General features: G+C 64.9%; 14 protein-coding genes. 8 read left to right on the forward strand and 6 right to left on the reverse strand.

Annotated features, from left to right (window positions below; all coding sequences use genetic code 11):
* The first annotated feature begins 37 nt into the window (after positions 1-37).
* The 3 genes from LZD57_RS14330 to LZD57_RS14340 all read left to right on the forward strand — a co-directional run bounded on the left by LZD57_RS14330 (position 38) and on the right by LZD57_RS14340 (position 4,775).
* Positions 38-1,366 carry a glycosyltransferase family 4 protein gene (locus LZD57_RS14330; protein WP_233720161.1) on the forward strand — a complete coding sequence of 443 codons (1,329 nt, stop codon included), beginning with the start codon at positions 38-40 and terminating at the stop codon, positions 1,364-1,366.
* A 281-nt stretch (positions 1,367-1,647) separates the two neighbouring features.
* A complete protein-coding gene (locus LZD57_RS14335; protein WP_233720162.1) occupies positions 1,648-2,829 on the forward strand; it encodes a KpsE/RkpR family capsule polysaccharide export protein in 1,182 nt (393 codons plus the stop codon).
* 653 nt (positions 2,830-3,482) lie between these two features.
* Positions 3,483-4,775 carry a capsular biosynthesis protein gene (locus tag LZD57_RS14340; protein WP_233720163.1) on the forward strand — a complete coding sequence of 431 codons (1,293 nt, stop codon included), beginning with the start codon at positions 3,483-3,485 and terminating at the stop codon, positions 4,773-4,775.
* A gap of 199 nt (positions 4,776-4,974) precedes the next feature.
* Here LZD57_RS14340 and LZD57_RS14345 read toward each other — a convergent pair whose 3' ends face one another.
* The gene (locus LZD57_RS14345; RefSeq protein ID WP_233720164.1) at positions 4,975-5,976 is read right to left on the reverse strand and encodes an adenosine kinase; all 1,002 of its coding nucleotides are present in this window, start codon (positions 5,974-5,976) and stop codon (positions 4,975-4,977) included.
* 113 nt (positions 5,977-6,089) lie between these two features.
* Positions 6,090-6,638 (reverse strand): SH3 domain-containing protein, encoded by a 549-nt coding sequence (locus LZD57_RS14350; protein ID WP_233720165.1) that lies wholly within the window; start codon positions 6,636-6,638, stop codon positions 6,090-6,092.
* A 193-nt stretch (positions 6,639-6,831) separates the two neighbouring features.
* On the opposite strand from LZD57_RS14350, the gene LZD57_RS14355 reads away from it, so the two are divergent.
* Positions 6,832-7,836, forward strand: coding sequence for a 2-hydroxyacid dehydrogenase (locus tag LZD57_RS14355; protein ID WP_233720166.1), 1,005 nt, complete (start codon positions 6,832-6,834; stop codon positions 7,834-7,836).
* 438 nt (positions 7,837-8,274) lie between these two features.
* On the opposite strand, the gene LZD57_RS14360 is transcribed toward LZD57_RS14355, so the two are convergent.
* The gene (locus LZD57_RS14360) at positions 8,275-9,072 is read right to left on the reverse strand and encodes a DUF1223 domain-containing protein (RefSeq protein WP_233720167.1); all 798 of its coding nucleotides are present in this window, start codon (positions 9,070-9,072) and stop codon (positions 8,275-8,277) included.
* A gap of 346 nt (positions 9,073-9,418) precedes the next feature.
* The gene (acnA, locus tag LZD57_RS14365; protein ID WP_233720168.1) at positions 9,419-12,178 is read right to left on the reverse strand and encodes an aconitate hydratase AcnA; all 2,760 of its coding nucleotides are present in this window, start codon (positions 12,176-12,178) and stop codon (positions 9,419-9,421) included.
* Between the two features lie 411 nt (positions 12,179-12,589).
* Here acnA and LZD57_RS14370 point away from each other — a divergent pair, with 411 nt between their 5' ends.
* The 4 genes from LZD57_RS14370 (at position 12,590) to LZD57_RS14385 (ending at position 15,177) form a co-directional block, all read left to right on the forward strand.
* Entirely contained in the window at positions 12,590-13,204 is a 615-nt protein-coding gene (locus LZD57_RS14370) for a pyridoxamine 5'-phosphate oxidase family protein (protein ID WP_233720169.1), read from the forward strand.
* 16 nt (positions 13,205-13,220) lie between these two features.
* Positions 13,221-14,015 carry a heme ABC exporter ATP-binding protein CcmA gene (locus LZD57_RS14375; RefSeq protein WP_233720170.1) on the forward strand — a complete coding sequence of 265 codons (795 nt, stop codon included), beginning with the start codon at positions 13,221-13,223 and terminating at the stop codon, positions 14,013-14,015.
* Positions 14,012-14,671 (forward strand): heme exporter protein CcmB, encoded by a 660-nt coding sequence (gene ccmB, locus LZD57_RS14380; protein WP_233720171.1) that lies wholly within the window; start codon positions 14,012-14,014, stop codon positions 14,669-14,671. The genes LZD57_RS14375 and ccmB overlap by 4 nt, the downstream gene beginning before the upstream one ends.
* Positions 14,672-14,838: 167 nt before the next feature.
* Positions 14,839-15,177: a hypothetical protein gene (locus LZD57_RS14385; RefSeq protein WP_233720172.1), complete on the forward strand. Its 339-nt coding sequence runs from the start codon at positions 14,839-14,841 to the stop codon at positions 15,175-15,177.
* Between the two features lie 291 nt (positions 15,178-15,468).
* On the opposite strand, the gene LZD57_RS14390 is transcribed toward LZD57_RS14385, so the two are convergent.
* Both LZD57_RS14390 and LZD57_RS14395 read right to left on the reverse strand, forming a co-directional pair.
* Positions 15,469-16,515, reverse strand: a complete 1,047-nt coding sequence (locus tag LZD57_RS14390) for an IS110 family RNA-guided transposase (protein WP_233720173.1) — start codon at positions 16,513-16,515, stop codon at positions 15,469-15,471.
* Positions 16,516-16,625: 110 nt separating this feature from the next.
* Complete coding sequence (locus LZD57_RS14395; RefSeq protein ID WP_233720174.1) at positions 16,626-16,892, reverse strand: BrnA antitoxin family protein; 267 nt, start codon at positions 16,890-16,892, stop codon at positions 16,626-16,628.
* Positions 16,893-17,165 lie beyond the last annotated feature (273 nt).

The following is a 17,165-nucleotide window of genomic DNA, read 5'->3' on the forward strand; positions in this document are numbered from 1 at the left end:
CTCTCCCCGATGAACCCCACCTGATCGCGGAACGTCCATGACAGCACCGGTTTTGATCGAGGGCCGCAACCTTGCCCTCAAGGACGGCACGGGGATCGCCTCCTATGCCCGCAACCTGACCGAGACGCTCCGCGACCTCGGCTACGAACTCGATCTCCTGTTCGACACCGAGTTCAGCCTCAGCCGGGACCGCGCCGATCTGAACGAGATCCGGCTCTACGACATGTCGCTGCGCCAGAGATCGCGGATCAGCCGCATGCAGCGCTATCGCCGGGCGTTTCGCTATCTCACCGTCCCGCCGGTGGCCCTCGAAGCGCGAGAGGTCGCCGAGACCAAGCTGATCGCCGATCACAGCGTCTTTCCCGGCCTGCACGGTTTCGGCCGGCGCATGGCGATCGAGATGCTGTTCCTGCGGGCCGACCAGCATCTCTTGCGCTACGGCCGCAGGCTGACGGTCAAGCCGCTACGCCAGCCGCGCCTGTTCCACGCGACCCACCCCGCGGCAATCGAGATCAAGGGCTGCCCGAACGTCTACACGGTCCACGATCTCGTGCCGCTTCGGCTTCCCCACATGACGCTCGACAACAAGCGGGCATTCCACAAGACCCTGAGCACGCTGGCCGAGAGCGCCGACAGGATCGTCACCGTCTCGGAAAATTCGCGGCGCGACTTCCTGCACTATTTCAAGGTGGACGAAGACCGGGTCGTCAACACCCATCAGGCGGTTTCGCTGCCGGCCGAGTATCTTCGGCGCTCGGCCGAGGAGAAGGCCCGGGAGGTCAATGCCTTCGGCCTGACGCCGCAGAAATATTTCGTCTTCGTCGGTGCGCTGGAGCCGAAGAAGAATCTCGAACGCCTGATCGACGCCTATCTCGCCGCGGGTTCGGACCACCGGCTGGTGATCGTCGGCAAGCTCGGCTGGGGATTCGAGGCCATCGTCGAGAAGCTGAGGCGGATTTCGGATCGCCCGCCGGTCATGCCCGACGGCGGTCCCTCGCCGCTTGCGGAGCGGATCATCCACCTGTCCTACCTGCCCTTCACCCAGGTGCTCAGCCTGATCGAGAACGCCAGGGCCCTCCTGTTTCCCTCGCTCTACGAGGGGTTCGGGCTGCCGGCCCTCGAAGCCATGCTGCTGGGAACCCCGGTCGTCTCGGCGAATACCAGCTCTCTGCCGGAAGTCGTCGGCGAAGCCGGCCTGCTCGTCGACCCCTACGATCCGGTCGCGATCACCCGGGCGATCCGGGACATCGACCACGACGCAGACCTCAGGGCCGAGTTGAAACGCCGCGGCCCGGAGCAGGCAGCATTGTTTTCTCCGGACCGCTTCACCGAACGCATGAAGGCGGTCTATGACGACCTGACGTGACGCGGCCGACGATTGCTTCGCTCTTCGCGGGGCGAAGCCGGCGGCCACGGATGGCTCGGCGGCGATGCTGCGAGGGCGGGCGATTTCGTCGAAGGCGCCGCGCGGGCCGCATTCCTGCCGAAAAGGCGCCGCACCTCGTCTGTCCGGCAAGGGCAGGCGGGGCGGCGGCGGACCGTCGCAGCCGGACGGGCCGGGCAAAGGCACGATCCGGTCGAAATGGCCTTTCGCTGCGGCTCGAAATGGCGTTCTGTCCTTGGCATGATGTGATGAAAGGTTGACGCGTGTCTGCGCTCACGACATTCGAGGATCTGAAGGCGAAAGCGACGGGGCGGCAGGGAGCGCGGAAGCGTTCGCTGCGGCGATATTTCAGTCTCGGACGAATTCTCTTCTATCTCATCGTCATCCTGCCCCTCTTGCTGTCGGTGCTCTATTTCGGATTCATCGCCTCAGACCGCTATGTCTCGGAAAGCCGGTTTCTGGTGCGCAGCGCATCCACCCAGGACGTCAGCGGCCTCACCTCCATCTTGCGAACCTTCGGCATCAGCCGGGCCGACGACGACAGCTACGCGGTCCAGAGCTACATTCTCTCCCGCGACGCGCTGCGCGATCTGATGAAGACGCTGCCGATGGAGACCTTTCTCAACCGCGACGGCATCGACGTCTTTTCGAAGTGCTACCTGCCCTGGTCGAGCCGCGACTTCGAAAATCTCTATCAGTGCTATACCGACCGGGTCTCCGCCGTTCGCGAGGAGACGACCGGCATCAGCAGGCTGGAGGTCGATCTCTTCACCCCCGACGACTCCAAGCAGGTCGCCGACGCTCTGCTCGAACTCGGCGAGCAACTCGCCAACCGGATGAACCGCCGGGCCGAGTACGACGCCGTGTCCAACGCCAAGGAATTCATGGCGCAGGCCGAGGCGCGGCTCGTCGACGCCAACAAGAACCTCACCGACTTCCGCAATCAGGAGAACATGCTGGACATCCAAGGCGGGGCGGCGCCGACCTCGAGCGTCATCGCCGGATTGACGGCGGAACTCGCCAGGACCCAGGCGGAGATCCAGCAGCAGACGCGGGTCTCGCCGGGCAATCCCGGACTGGCGTCTCTGAAGACGAAGGCATCGGTGCTCCAGGAGCAGATCCAAACCGAGAGAGCCAAGCTGACCGGCTCGAGCGACGCCCTATCCAATCAGATCTCCGATTTCGAAGACCTGACGCTTCGCAAGCAGATCGCCGATCAGGCTCTGTCGATCGCCTCCAAGGCCATCGACCAGGCGCGGCTCGAAGCCAAACGCCAGCGGATCTACATCGAGACCGTCGTGACGCCGAACCTGCCCGACCAGGCGACGCAACCGAGAAGGCTCCGCATCATCACCACGGTCCTCGCCGTGTCGCTGATGCTCTTCGTTTCGATCTGGATGATCATGATCGGCGGGCGCGAACACCTCAACCACAACGACTCTTGATTGTCGCATCCTATCGCAGCCGGCCGCTCCCACCGGAAGGCGGGCCCGGTGCATGCTCTCGATTGCCGGCCCGGATGCCGATGCGTCGGTCCTGCGACCGTTCGAAGTTCCGGTCGTGCCCTCCTGCCATCGACTTCACCGTGCATTTCGCACCTGCAAGATCCAGCCGACCGCCCGTCATTCGAAGAATTTCTCCGAAACTTCAGCTTGCGACCTGAGATATGCGCCCCTCCTGGCGGTCGAACTCACGAATTGAAATGTTGCATTGCGAAAAGTGAGCGTGGCATTTGTCATCGGCCCGTGCTAGGTTGCGATCAAGGGCTCGTGCTGGATCGCGATGATGCGCTGGCCCTGGCTGCCCTCGATACCAGTGCCTTCATTTCGTCCTGCTTGCGAATCCATCCAAAATTCGCCGCAAATACGGGTTCACAAAGGACACACGAGGGGGCTACGATCTCATTCCCTAGCGTCAATGACGGGTCGCACAAGTATGTTGCGATCTTGCATCGGCGAAAGGAAATCGTTGCCGCTGTCGCCTCGACCGGATATCTGGGGGCGACGCCGGCGAGGCAGTTCGGCTATCGCACGAACGAGCGATCGCGTCGTAGTTTTGGCGTGCGTCGGTAAACGGAAGCCAGGAGGCGCTGCAGAGTATGGCGACGAAACGCATCCTGTTCATTGGCGCGCCGTTCGGTCAGTTTTTTCGCGAACTTGCCGAAACGCTCGAGCGACAGGGTGCGGAAGTTTACCGCGTCGTCCTCGATGGTGGTGACTGGGCAGAAACTCCGGCCCGCAACCGCATCCCCCTCGAACGTTCGATGAGCTGGGCGCGATTCCTGCGCGACGTGATCGCGACGCGCGGCATCCAGACGATCGTCACCTACAACGACACCCTTCCGCGCAACCGCATCGCCCTCACCGTCGCCAAGCGCCTCGGCCTGAGCCGTCTCGTCCTGGAAAACGGCTATCTGCGGCCGCATCACGTCACGCTCGCCCAGAACGGCGTCAACGGCAACAGCGAACTGAGCTGCGATCCGGCGGTCATCAGCGTATCGCCGGAGCCCCCGGCGAAATGCCGGGAATTCCCGGTCTACATGCGCCCGCACGTGCTCAACACGATGCGCCATTTCTTCTGGAGCATCCTTCTCAAGCCGGTCCTGCCATACAATTCGAAGTATTACGGCGACTCGATCGCCCGCCAGGGTATCGGTTACCTCGGCGAATACAGCTGGCGGATGTGGCACGACGAGAGCTCCAAGCTGGCAAGAATCGACGAGCACAAGGCAAAGCCCGGATCGCGTCTCTATCTCGTGCTGATGCAGAAGCCCGGTGACGGACAGATCCGCTATCACTCACCCTTCGGCACCAACATCCGGTTTCTCGAGGAAGTGCTGAAGTCCTTCGCCGAGAACGCCCCGGACGATGCCTTCCTGGTCGTCAAGCAGCATCCGCTCGACTACGGCATCGAACGTCTGCAGCAGACCTTCGAGAAGCTCGCGGCCAAACTCGGCATCGAGAAACGCGCCGTCTACATGCGCAAGGCGGGCATCGCCGGGCTGATGGAGCGGACCGACTGTCTCGTCACGATCAATTCGACCGGCGGCCTGCAGGCCGTCATGGGCGGCATTCCGGTCAAGTGTCTCGGCAAGGCGGTCTACGATGTCGCGGGGCTCACCTTCCAGGGCTCGCTGGCGGAGTTCTGGTCGAATGCCGAAAAGCCCGATCCGAAGATGGTTCGGGCCTATCGCAGCTATCTCCTGTCGACCTGCCAGTTGAATGGCGGTTTCCACACGCCCGAAGCGCGCGACATTCTCCTTCCGGCCCTGGCGTCGCGGATGCTGGAACTGACGAAGACGAGCACCGCCGGCCGCTTCGTCGCATCCCCGGTCAGCGACGAGGACGACGTCGAGTACTTCGCCGGCGAAGGGCTCGTCCCGGCGGAATGATCGACGCGACGGGTTAGCCGGTTTGCCGGGCTTTTAGCCGAACACCTCTCTCGATCTCGAACCGCACGACGGCTGCCCGGCCGCAAGCCGGCGTTCGGAAAATGCGAAAGAGGCGGGCGCGCCGGCTGCGCACCCACCCCCTCGGAGCGTTCTCGATCCAGGCCGGGCTGCTTTGCGGATCCGCCGCAGCCCGTACCGCTCAGCCCTGCAGCAGCGGCTTGACCGTCGGCAGTTCGGCGAGCGAGGTCTGCGGCCGCGGGCCGATCTGCTGGATGATGTGGCTCGCCGCGGCGTTGCCGATCCGCGCGCAGGCTTCGAGGTCGAGGCCGGCGGTGAAGCCGCGCAGGAAACCGGCGGCGAAGAGATCGCCCGCGCCGGTGGTGTCGACCAGCTTGTCCACGCTTTCGGTCGGAACGTCGATGCGCTGCTCGCCCTCGATCACCCGGCACCCCTTTTCGGAGCGCGTGACGACGGCGAATTGCGAGGCGTCCTCGGCGAGCCGCGCCGAAGCCTCCTCGAAGTCCTCGGTCTCGTAGAGCGCCAGTGCCTCGGCCTCGTTGGCAAAGACGATGCCGACCGTGCCGGAACGCATCAGGTCGAGGAACTCGGCCCGGTAGCGATGGACGCAGAACGAGTCCGACAGCGTCATTGCCATGGAACGGCCATTGGCCTTGGCGACCTCGGCGGCCTTGACGATCGCTTCCTTGGCGCGCGGCGGATCCCAGAGATAGCCTTCGAAATAGGTGACCTTGGCCGCCTTGACGGTGTCCTCGTCGATGTCCTCGGGGCCGAGTTCGACGCAGGCGCCGAGATAGGTGCTCATCGAACGCTCGCCGTCGGGCGTGACGACGACCATGCAGCGAGCCGTCGGCGGATGGCCTTCCAGCGGCCGCGTCTCGTATTTGACGCCGAGCGAGCGGATGTCGTGGGCGAAGATCGAGCCGAGCTGGTCGCCCGAGACCTTGCCGAAATAGGCCCCCTTGCCGCCGAGGCTGACGAGCCCGGCAATGGTGTTGCCGGCGCTGCCGCCGGAAGTCTCGACCGCCGGCCCCATCGCGGCGTAGAGCTGCTCGGCCCGTTCGGCGTCGATCAGCGTCATGCCGCCTTTCTGGATCTTCTCGCGTTCGAGAAAGGCGTCGTCCTCCCGCGAGATGATGTCGACGATGGCGTTGCCGATGGTGAGTACGTCGTATTCGGCCATGGACCTCTCCGCTGCGTTGCACATTTGCGCATCGGTAGCGGCTCCGGCCCGGCATGGCTAGGGTCCTGGCGGCAATTTCGGGCCGGATGGCGCGAACGGTGCGGATCGTCCGGTCAGTCGAAGCTCTCGTTGGGATAGACGCCCCAGATGTCCTCCTGGCGAACGTAGCCGCCGCGGTCGGAGGCCTGGATCTCGCACCAGCCGGTGCCGCATTCCTTGACCCTCGAGACGACGCCCGGCTCGAGGCGGGCGACCAGCGGCGCGTCGAGGGCGGGGCTGGCGTGGACGTCGATCATCGTCGCCTTGCCCTTCAGCCAAGGGGCGGCGATCGAGGTGCGCTCGCCCGACAAGAGCGAGTGGTAGACCCAGCCTTCCGAGCCTTCCGAATCGCGAATGCGCCGCCACAGGCCGAATTCCTGGATGATCTCGACCGGCAGGCCGGGGCGCAGGTAGAGCCAGGTCACCGGATAGTCACGGCCGGGCCCGATCCGCGCGTTGACGCGGGCGGACTTCAGGCTGACATAGCGCGGCAGCGGCAGGTTCGAGACCGGGCCGAGTTCCAGGGACACGGCCGGCGCCGGAGCGACGACCGTGGCGAGGAGAAGGCTCGCCAGCGACAGCTTCAGGCGGCGGATCGAGGGGCGGACTGCGGCGAACGGCATGACGTCAACTCCATGGCGTGGCCGGAACGCCCAAGGGTCGTCGCGGCCGTCGGTCGATGGCCGGCGAGAGGGCTGAAACGGACGGCGACGAACTTTTTTTCGCGCCGTCCGGCTGCTAGTCATGGTCACCGGCTTTGCCGTGGATCATCGGCCGTTTGGGTTAACAAGGTCTTAGAAGCTTGGGAGTGGGCGAGTGACGGACGAGCGCAGAAGGCCCCTCGTGATCCTGACCCGCAGGCTGCCGGAGCCGGTCGAGAGCCGTATGCGCGAACTCTTCGACACGCGGCCGAACGAGACCGACCGTCCGATGACCCAGCCGGAACTCGTCGCCGCCGTGCGCGAGGCCGACGTGCTGGTGCCGACGGTGACGGACCGGATCGACCGGGCGGTGATCGAGCAGGCGGGCGAGAGGCTGAAGCTGATCGCCAATTACGGCAACGGCGTCGACAACATCGACGTCGAGGCCGCCATCGCCCGGAACCTCTTCGTCACCAACACGCCGAACGTCCTCAACGAGGACACCGCCGACATGACCATGGCGCTGATCCTCGCCGTTCCGCGGCGGCTGGTCGAGGGCGGGACAAGGCTCGTCGGCGGCGGCCGCTGGCCCGGCTGGTCGCCGACCTGGATGCTCGGCCGCCGGATCTGGGGCAAGAAACTCGGCATCGTCGGCATGGGCCGCATCGGCACCGCCGTCGCCCGAAGGGCGAGGGCCTTCGGCATCGAGATCCACTATCACAACCGGCGTCGCGTCAGCCCGAAGACCGAGGCCGAACTCGGCGCCACCTATTGGGAGAGCCTCGACCAGATGCTGGCCCGCATGGACATCGTCTCGGTCAACTGCCCCTACACGCCGGCGACCTACCACCTCCTGTCGGCCCGCCGTCTGGCGCTGGTCCAGCCCCATGCCTTCATCGTCAACACCGCCCGCGGCGAAATCATCGACGAGCGGGCCCTCGTCGCCGCCATCGAGGCGGAAAAGATCGCCGGCGCCGGCCTCGACGTCTTCGAGGAGGAGCCGGCCGTGTCGAAGAAGCTGTTGCGCCTCGCCGAGGAGAACCGCGTCGTCCTCCTGCCGCACATGGGCTCGGCGACGCTGGAAGGCCGCATCGAGATGGGCGAGAAGGTGATCATCAACATCCGCACCCTGATGGACGGCCACCGCCCGCCGGACCGGATTTTGCCGGGGCGGGGCTGAGGTCTTTTCGCGACGGCGCACCGTCTGCGGTGGCGGTGGCGTCACGCGATTGCCGGGGACGGCCGAAGTTCCTCGAGCTCCGTATCCTCGCGCCTGCGCCCAAGATGCGCCATCAACGCACGTTCGAGCTCCGAACCGACAAGCCATCATCGACAGAATGGAGAGAGGCATCGAGGCCTCGCCATCCCGGCCCCGAGCCGGGATCCATTCCAAATCCTCGACGCTGCCAGGTCGTTCGCCCCCTCTCGGCTTTGCTTCTTCTGCGCTGAAGCGGCGGTCTCGACGGAGAGGAATGGGTCCCGGCTCGGGGCCGGGATGACGAGGCTTGGATGGCTCCGCCCCGTGCCTTTCCGTCGGCAGCAGACCGCGAGGCCGTCAATCGAAAACACGTCCGACGGCACCGACGCTCCGCCCCTCAAACGCGATCGTTCGGCTCTCTCAGTCCGGATCGATTTCCATCTGCGTCGCGGCGAGGATGGCGCCGGGGCTGCCGTCCGGGCGAACCGCCTGCAGAAGCACGGCGCAGCCATAGGTCTCCTCGCCGTCCGGCAGGACCGAGGAGACCGGCATGTCGACCTGCATGCCGTCCTTGCCGACCATGCCCATCAGCTGCCAGCCGCGCACCGGATGGGTGGTGACGAGCGTTTCGCCGGCATTCTCGCCGCGATCGACCTTCACCTCGGCGGTGTCGGCGAAATTGACGAGGACCAGCATCGGCTTGCGCTGGCCGGGCACGACCTCGACGCCGCCGGCGGTGATGTGGATGCTGTCGCCGATCCGGCGGATCGTCACCTCGACGGGGGATGCCGCCGCCGGCAGGCGGCTCTTCTTCATCAGCCGCTCGATCTTCCCGCCGTGGGATCCGACGATGTCGTGGAGCCCGTTGATGACGAGCTGCGGCGTGTAGATCATCTTGTTGGCGAAAGCCTTCGCGTAAGCGCGCTGCCGCTCGCTGTTGTGGCCCGAACCGAAGGTGTCGCGCCAGCCGATATAGTCCCAGTAGTCGACGTGATAGGACAGCGCCAGGACATGGGGCTGTTCGGCGAACTTGGCCAAGAGCCGGTCTGCCGGCGGACAGGACGAGCATCCCTGGCTGGTGAAGAGTTCGAGGACGTGGGTGATCTGGCTCTTGATGCGCTCGGCGCAGAGCACTCGCACCGGCAGGGCGACGATCGCGACGCACAAGGCGCCCTGAACCAGGCGGCGCACGATCGGGCGGGTCTCCAAAGCCCGCATCAAGGCCGGTCCCCGCAGGTCGCCGCGGGCGCGATGCCCGCGCGGTTCCGACCGTTCCGGCTCACGGAGACCCGGGCTCGCGCGTCACGGCGACGTCGCCGCTGCTCGTTCGGGTGGCTGATTTCCGCGGCTGGATTGGATTGCATGTGTCACTGCCCTTTTGGCGCCGGACCCTAAGGGATCAGCCATGACACGGGCTAGTCAATTGCGGGTGAAATGAGCGTTTCGATTTCCGAAGTCAGGAACCGAAGCGTAGTCGGCTCGCTCGTCGGGTCGCGCATGATCTGCTCGGCCGTCGAGGACCGGGCGACGATCGCCGCCCGGTCCTTTCGCATGCGTGTTCGCCTCAGGCGGCGAGACGGCGCAGCACGTAGTGCAGGATGCCGCCGTTCTTGTAGTATTCGAGTTCGTCCTCGGTATCGATCCGGGCCTTGAGCTTGACCGTCATGGTCGAGCCGTCGGCCTTCTCGATCTTGGCTTCCATCTCCTGGCGCGGCTTGATCTCCGTCAGGCCGTCGATGGTGACCTTCTCGTCGCCCTTCAGGCCGAGCGAGGACCATGAGGTGCCCTCCTCGGCGAAGACGAAGGGCACGACGCCCATGCCGACGAGATTGGAGCGATGGATGCGCTCGAAGCTCTCGGCGATCACCGCCTTGACGCCGAGCAGGATCGTGCCCTTCGCCGCCCAGTCGCGCGAGGAGCCGGTGCCGTATTCCTTGCCGGCGAAAACGACGAGCGGCACGCCCTCGTCCTTGTACTTCATCGCCGCGTCGTAGATCGGCATCTGCTCGCCGGACGGATAATGCCTGGTCATCCCGCCTTCGACGCCGTCCAGCATCTGGTTCTTGATGCGGATGTTGGCGAAGGTGCCGCGCATCATCACCTGATGGTTGCCGCGGCGGGCGCCATAGGAGTTGAAGTCGACCGGACGAACCTGATGCGACACCAGATAGTCGCCGGCCGGGCCGTCCTTCTTGATCGAGCCGGCGGGCGAGATGTGGTCCGTCGTGATCGAATCGCCGAACAGGCCGAGGATCCGCGCGCCCTCGATGTTGGTGACGGGCTTCGGCTCGGCCTCCATCCCCTCGAAATAGGGAGGGTTCTGGACATAGGTCGAGCGGTCGTCCCAGTCATAGGTCAGGCCGCCGGAGACGTCGATCTTCTGCCAGTGCTCGTCGCCCTTGAAGACGTCGCCATAGCGGTCCTCGAACATCTCGCGGGTGACCGTCTCGCGGACGATCTCGGCGATCTCCTGGGTGGTCGGCCAGATGTCCTTCAGGAAGACGTCGTTGCCGTCCTTGTCCTTGCCCAGCGGCTCCTTGGTGATGTCGACGAACATCGAGCCGGCGATGGCATAGGCGACGACCAGCGGCGGCGAGGCGAGATAGTTCGCCCGGACGTCCGGATTGACGCGGCCCTCGAAGTTGCGGTTGCCCGACAGGACCGAGCAGGCGACGAGGTCGTTCTCGTTGATCGCCTCGGAGATCGGCTCCGGAAGCGGACCGGAATTGCCGATGCAGGTGGTGCAGCCATAGCCGACGAGGTTGAAGCCCATCGCATCCAGATCCTTCTGGAGGTCGGCCTTCTTCAGATATTCCGTCACCACCTGGGAGCCCGGCGCCAGCGAGGTCTTCACCCACGGCTTGACCTTCAGCCCCTTCTCGTACGCCTTGCGGGCGACGAGGCCAGCCGCGACCAGCACGTTCGGATTGGAAGTGTTGGTGCAGGAGGTGATCGCCGCGATGACGACGTCGCCGTCGGCAAGGCCGTGATCGGCGCCCTCGACCGAGTGGCGCACCGTCTCCGGCGTCTCGTTCGGCGGCACGGCCCCCTCGTCCATGTAGCGCGAATCGCCCTCGGACTGCGGCGTCTCGCTCTTCTTGCGGCCGCCCTTGATCTCGTCCAGCGCGTCGACGAACCGCGAAGCGGCATCGGTCAGCGCGACGCGATCCTGCGGGCGCTTCGGGCCGGCGAGCGAGGGAACCACGGTCGCGAGATCGAGTTCCAGCGTGTCGGTGAACACCGGATCGGGTGTGCCGTCCTCGCGGAACATGCCCTGCGCCTTCGCATAGGCTTCGACGAGGGCGATGCGGTCCTTGTCGCGGCCGGTGGCCTCGAGATAGGCCAGCGTGTCCTTGTCGATCGGGAAGAAGCCGCAGGTGGCGCCGTATTCCGGCGCCATGTTGCCGATCGTCGCCTGGTCTTCGAGGGTGAGGTTCGACAGGCCCGGACCGAAGAACTCGACGAACTTGCCGACCACCTTCTTCTTGCGCAGCATCTCGGTGACGGTCAGGACGAGGTCGGTCGCGGTGGTGCCTTCGGGCAGCTTGCCCTCGAGCTTGAAGCCGATGACTTCGGGAATCATCATCGAGATCGGCTGGCCGAGCATCGCCGCCTCAGCCTCGATGCCGCCGACTCCCCAACCGAGCACCGACAGGCCGTTGACCATGGTCGTATGGGAATCGGTGCCGACCAGGGTGTCCGGATAGGCGATCGTCTCGCCGTTCTCTTCCCGGGTCCAGACGGTCTGGGCGAGATATTCGAGGTTCACCTGGTGGCAGATGCCGGTGCCGGGAGGCACGACGCGGAAGTTCCGGAAGGCTTCCTGGCCCCAGCGCAGGAAGGTGTAGCGCTCGCCGTTGCGGCCGTATTCGGCATCGACGTTCTTGGTGAACGAATCCTTCTGGCCGAAGAAGTCGACCATCACCGAGTGATCGATGACGAGATCGACCGGCACCAGCGGGTTGACCTTCTTGGGATCGGCGCCGAGCTGCTTGGTGGCGTCGCGCATCGCGGCGAGATCGACGACGGCCGGAACGCCGGTGAAATCCTGCATCAGCACGCGCGCCGGGCGATAGGCGATCTCGTGGCCGGCCTTGCCCTTGTCGTCGAGCCATTTGGCGACGGCGACGACGTCGTCCTTGGTGACGGTCCGCCCGTCCTCGTTGCGCAGGAGGTTTTCGAGAATGACCTTCATCGAGAAGGGCAGGCGCGAGGCGCCCGAAAGGCCGTTCTTCTCGGCTTCCTTCAGGTCGAAATAGACGTAGTCCTTGCCATTGACGGAGAGCGTCTTCCTGGCTTTGAAACTGTCGGGATGATTGGTCACGAGGCTCACATTCCTTCTCGAACCGATGAAATAGTCCGAAGGGCGAACGGCCTTCATGCGCCGCGGATCAGCGCGCTCGAAGATGCGGGTGCGACCATTTCCGCTGTCCGCCCTGACGCCCGTCGGTGCCGTGCGGGCGCCATGAGATCGGCGCTTGATGATTCCACGCCGGTCGCTGGAGTGGGTTGGGGGCGTTATAGGCAAGTTTGTAACGGCTATAAAGGGCCGGAGGCGCCGGACTGTCGCTTTTTATGCTGCAAGGCAGCGACGGCCCGGCCCGGGCGGCGGCTCTTGCCTGTGCGAGCGGAGTGGGCGAGAACCGGCCGGGTTACGGGCCCGAACGCCCGGGGGCCCGACGATCGGTGCCGCGGTCTGCTGGCCGGGACGCGCAAGGCGACGAAGGATGAGGCAATGAGTGCGATCACCACGATCGAGGACCTGCGGGGGCTTTACGGCGAGCCGCACGAACTGTCGATCAAGAAGGAAATGCGCCGGCTCGACGCGCACGCCCGTCGCTTTCTGGAGCGCAGCCCCTTCGTGCTGATCGGCTCGTCGGCGCCGGGGCGGCTGCCCGACGTCAGCCCCAAGGGCGACAAGCCGGGATTCGCGCTCGTTCTCGACGACCACCGGATCGCCATCCCCGACCGGCCGGGCAACAAGCGGCTCGACACCTTCGAGAACGTCATCGCCAATCCGATGGTCGGGCTTTTGTTCCTTATCCCCGGCATGGACGAGACGCTGCGCATCAACGGCCGGGCCGAGATTCACGCCGATCCCGAGCTTCTCGACCGCATGGCCGTCGACGGCAAGCGGCCGATCTCGGCGCTGGTGGTGGCGGCCGACGAAGTCTACTTCCACTGCGCCAAGGCCTTCATGCGCTCGCAACTGTGGAACCCCGACACCTTGATCGACCGCAAGACGATGCCGACGCTGGGAGCGATTCTGAAGGATCAGATCGGGCTCGCGGATGAGACGAACGCGATCGACCAGGCACTCGATCGCGGCTATCGCGCATCGCTCTATTGACGGGACGCCGGCCCTGATGGCGCGCCTCACACTGAGCGCCCTCGTCGTCGGCCGCGGCGCCACCGCCGTCGCCGGCCCGTTCGAGATCGCCGTCTCGGCGGGCGAGGCGCTGGTCGTCACCGGGCCGAACGGCGCCGGCAAGTCGACGCTGCTGCGCACGCTCGCAGGGCTGCTGCCGCCGATCTCGGGCACCGTCCGCCTCGAAGGCCTCGCCGCATCCGACGGCGAGCCGGCCGCACGGCTTGCCGACGTCGCCCATTACGTCGGCCACCGCCACGGCATGAAGAGCCAGATCACCGTCGGGGAAAACCTCCGCTTCTGGGCGCGGTATCTCGGCGGGGCTGCCAAGGAAATCGCACGTCGCGCCGGCGACGCCGCCGATCGCAGCCTCGGCGATCGAGCTTCGTCCTTGTCGCAGGATGGCCGGCTGTCGCAGCTGACCGTCCTTCCGCCCGCCGAAGCTCTCGCCGCCGTCGGCCTGCCAGGCCTCGACGCCATCCCCTTCGGCTATCTCTCCGCCGGCCAGCAGCGCCGGGCGAGCCTTGCCCGCCTGCTCGTCGCCCATCGCCCGGTCTGGATCCTCGACGAGCCGACGTCCGCCCTCGACGTCGCCTCGCAGGCCCGCTTCGCCGACCTCGTCGCGCGCCATCTCGGGTCGGGCGGCATCGTCGTCGCCGCGACCCACCATCCGCTCGGCCTCGAATCGGCAAAGACGCTCCACATCACGCCGCCCCGTGCCGGCCGGGACGACGGCCCCGGCGCGCCCGCCATCGACGACGCCGCTCTCGCCGAAGCCGAGGGCTGGCTGTGAGCGCCCTTTTCCTGCGCGACCTGCGTCTCGCCCTTGCCGGCGGCGGCGGGGCGACGACCGCCGTCATCTTCTTCCTCGCCGTCATCGCGACGATCCCCTTCGGCGTCGGGCCGGACCTCAATCTCCTGTCGCGCATCGGCCCGGCGATCCTGTGGATCGGCGCGCTTCTGTCGACGCTCCTCACCCTCGACCGGCTGTTCCAGGCCGACCGGGAGGACGGCACCCTCGATCTCCTGATCGCCGGCCCGCTGCCGATGCCCCTCGTGGTGCTGGCGAAATGCCTCGCTTTGTGGGCCGCTTCCTGCCTGCCGCTGGTGCTGGCCTCGCCCGTGCTCGGCCTGTTCCTCGCCCTTCAGCCCGCCGCCCTCTTCGCGGTGATGGCGACGCTCTTCGTCGGCACGCCGGCCATCGTCTTCATCGGCGCCGTCGGCGCCGCCGTCGCCGTGGCGCTCCCCCGCGGCGGCCTGCTGGTCTCGGTGCTGGTGCTGCCTTTGGCGATCCCGGTGCTGATCTTCGGCGTCTCGGCGACCTATGCGGCGGTGAACGAGCCGGGCCCGTTCTGGCCTCCCTTCATGATCCTCTGCGCGCTGACGCTGTTCTTCGGGGCGCTCGGGCCGCTGGCGGCGGGCGCGGCGTTGAAGGGAGGTGGGGAGTAGGGGGCGCCAACGGGCGCCTTATCGCCGACACTCGCTGCCGGTTTGCGCCTGAAACGGAATACAATGAAAGTGTTTCAAAATCGAGCTTGGTGGCCTGACCCGACTTCTCCTTTCAGTACCCAACAGGTTGATCTAGATTAAGAAGCCGATGGTGCGAGGAGATGCTGATGCACGGACCTATTGCCGGTGCTTTCACCGCATCATTCCTGTTGTTCTGGTTGGCATTCGCCGGGTTTTTTCTGGCGACCATCATCCGGCTTTCTAAAAGCGGTGAAGCGAAATATGTATTTGGTTTGAAAGAGAAACCTACACCACAAGCGCTTGACGCGTCCATACGGGCGATGACTGAGTACTTCTCAACCCGATTTGGTCGACTGCACGGTATAGCGCTTGGAATTCTGGCAATGACGACGATAGCGCTAGGCCTATGGGCTCTCGTCGATAATAAAAATAGAAACGCGCCAGCAGCGGAAGCCACACATACCAATATTCATTCTGAAATCTGAAACCGAATTATCAATTCTTCTCTGATTGGGGTCGTTAAGGTCAAGCTCCCTGTTTTCTTCGCCGCCGGATCATGTCGCCCCGTGGGCCGCATGCTTCTCTTCGCGGTCGGCGTTCGAGCCGCCGCATGATGGGGTCCAGAAGGCTTGGTGTCTCAATCTGTTTCACGACCTGATCGGCCTTTGCCGATGGGTCCAGAATTGAAGCGAGATCACCCAACCTCTCGTCCCCACGGGAACGATCCGGTTTATCCTTGCGGGCGTGTCAGTGTGCCTTTCCCTTTCGTGGGCTCATTATGAGGCGACTGCGACGCTGGCGCTCGGCTCTTTTCCAAAGCGAAAGTCTTCGCCCTCGCTCCACATCCGGTGCAGGATGACAGCGAGCTTTCTGGCGACTGCAACACGCGCCCGCGCCATGCCGCGGCGCCGGGCGATCTGCATGCCCCAAGCTTTCAGGCTCGACCATTTCTTCGAGCGCACGAGCAGCGAGTTTGCTGCTTCGTAAAGAACGGAGCGAGTCAGTTCGTCACCGCATCGGCTGATCCGGCCCTGGATGTCGGTTTCGCCCGATTGATAGCGTGACGGGGTCAGTCCGAGGTGGACGCCGACATCTCTGGAATGACGGAAACGTTCCGGTCGATCGATGGTGGCGCGGAAGGCGAGCGCCGTGATCGGACCGACGCCTGGAACGCTCATCAGCCGTCGGCACGTCTCCTCACTTTTGACGATGTCGAGAACCTGCTTCGTCAGCGTGGCGAGCTGCTCCATCATCGTCTTCAGGACGGTGAGAAGCGGTCTGATCAAGTCCATGACATCGAGATCGCTCGCCGCCATCTCGCGAATTCGTTGGTCGAATGCAGTGCGACTGGGCTTGCCGAGTTTGATGCCGGCTTCGCGCAGGATCGCGCGCACGACATTCTCGATCGAACCCATCTCGCTCAGGATCGTGCGGCGGGCCACGAGAAGCGAGCGCCAAAGACGGGATTGCCGCGATTTGACATGAACCTCGCGAAACCAACCCGTGCGCATGATCTGCGCCAGAGCGCGAGCGTCATTGCGATCGGTCTTATTGGGCATCGTCTTCATCGCAGCATTGGCCTTGCGCGTTTCGATGCAGATCGCCGGCCATCCGGCATCGCGCAGCCCATCATGGAGCCAGGCCGAGAGCGGGCATGCTTCGAGGCCGATCCGTTCAAGGCGGCGGTCGACAGTTCGCAACGAAATGACAAGGGCTTCGGGTTCGCTCGCCGATCGCAGTTCTTTGACGATCTCGCCATTCTCGTCGACGACGCAGATCGACGTCTCTTCCAGCGAGACGTCCAGTCCGGCATAGTATCTCATGGCTGCTTCCTCTCGATGCTTGTGGCCGATCAACACGGACCACGTTTTACCATCTTGAAGGGAGCAGCCGCCGCTGCGGCCGAGACCCCAATCACCCCATCTGTTTCAGATCATCCCTTCGCCTGATGCGCCTGCACGTAAGCCGCCAAGACCGCCGCCATACGCGACGTGTAGCCCTTCGGGCTCTCCGCCTTGAAGAAATTCAGCACCTCTTCCGGCAATCGCAAGGAGACGTTCGGCTTGGTGCGAGGCGGCGAGACCTTGGCGTTTTGCCAGAAGGTCGCGTCCAGCGCCGGAATGTCGCTGGTGTCGATCTCTTCGTCCGGCAGCGCGGCCAGTTCTTCGGTGTTCAAGGGCTTTTCGAATGTCGGTCGCATGACGTTGCCTTTCCGGCTGGAGCGTCGGTAGCCACGGAGCATCCAAGGCACCGATTTTCTACAATCCATGTTACCGTCAGAGGATTGCCCTGCCACCGGTGATAATAGGAGCGTCCATCAACGCGTCGTCATCCCGGGCTTGACCCGGGATCCTGTGTGTTTGGCTTGGTGTATGAAGGGTGCGGGAAGGAGACCGACGGGATCCGGATCGCCCTTCGGGAGATCGTGGCATGGCCTGGTCCCTTCCCGCTTCGCTCGTTCAACCTGAACAGT

Origin of the sequence: Jiella avicenniae, assembly GCF_021390325.1 — a bacterium.
Lineage (GTDB): Bacteria > Pseudomonadota > Alphaproteobacteria > Rhizobiales > Rhizobiaceae > Jiella > Jiella avicenniae.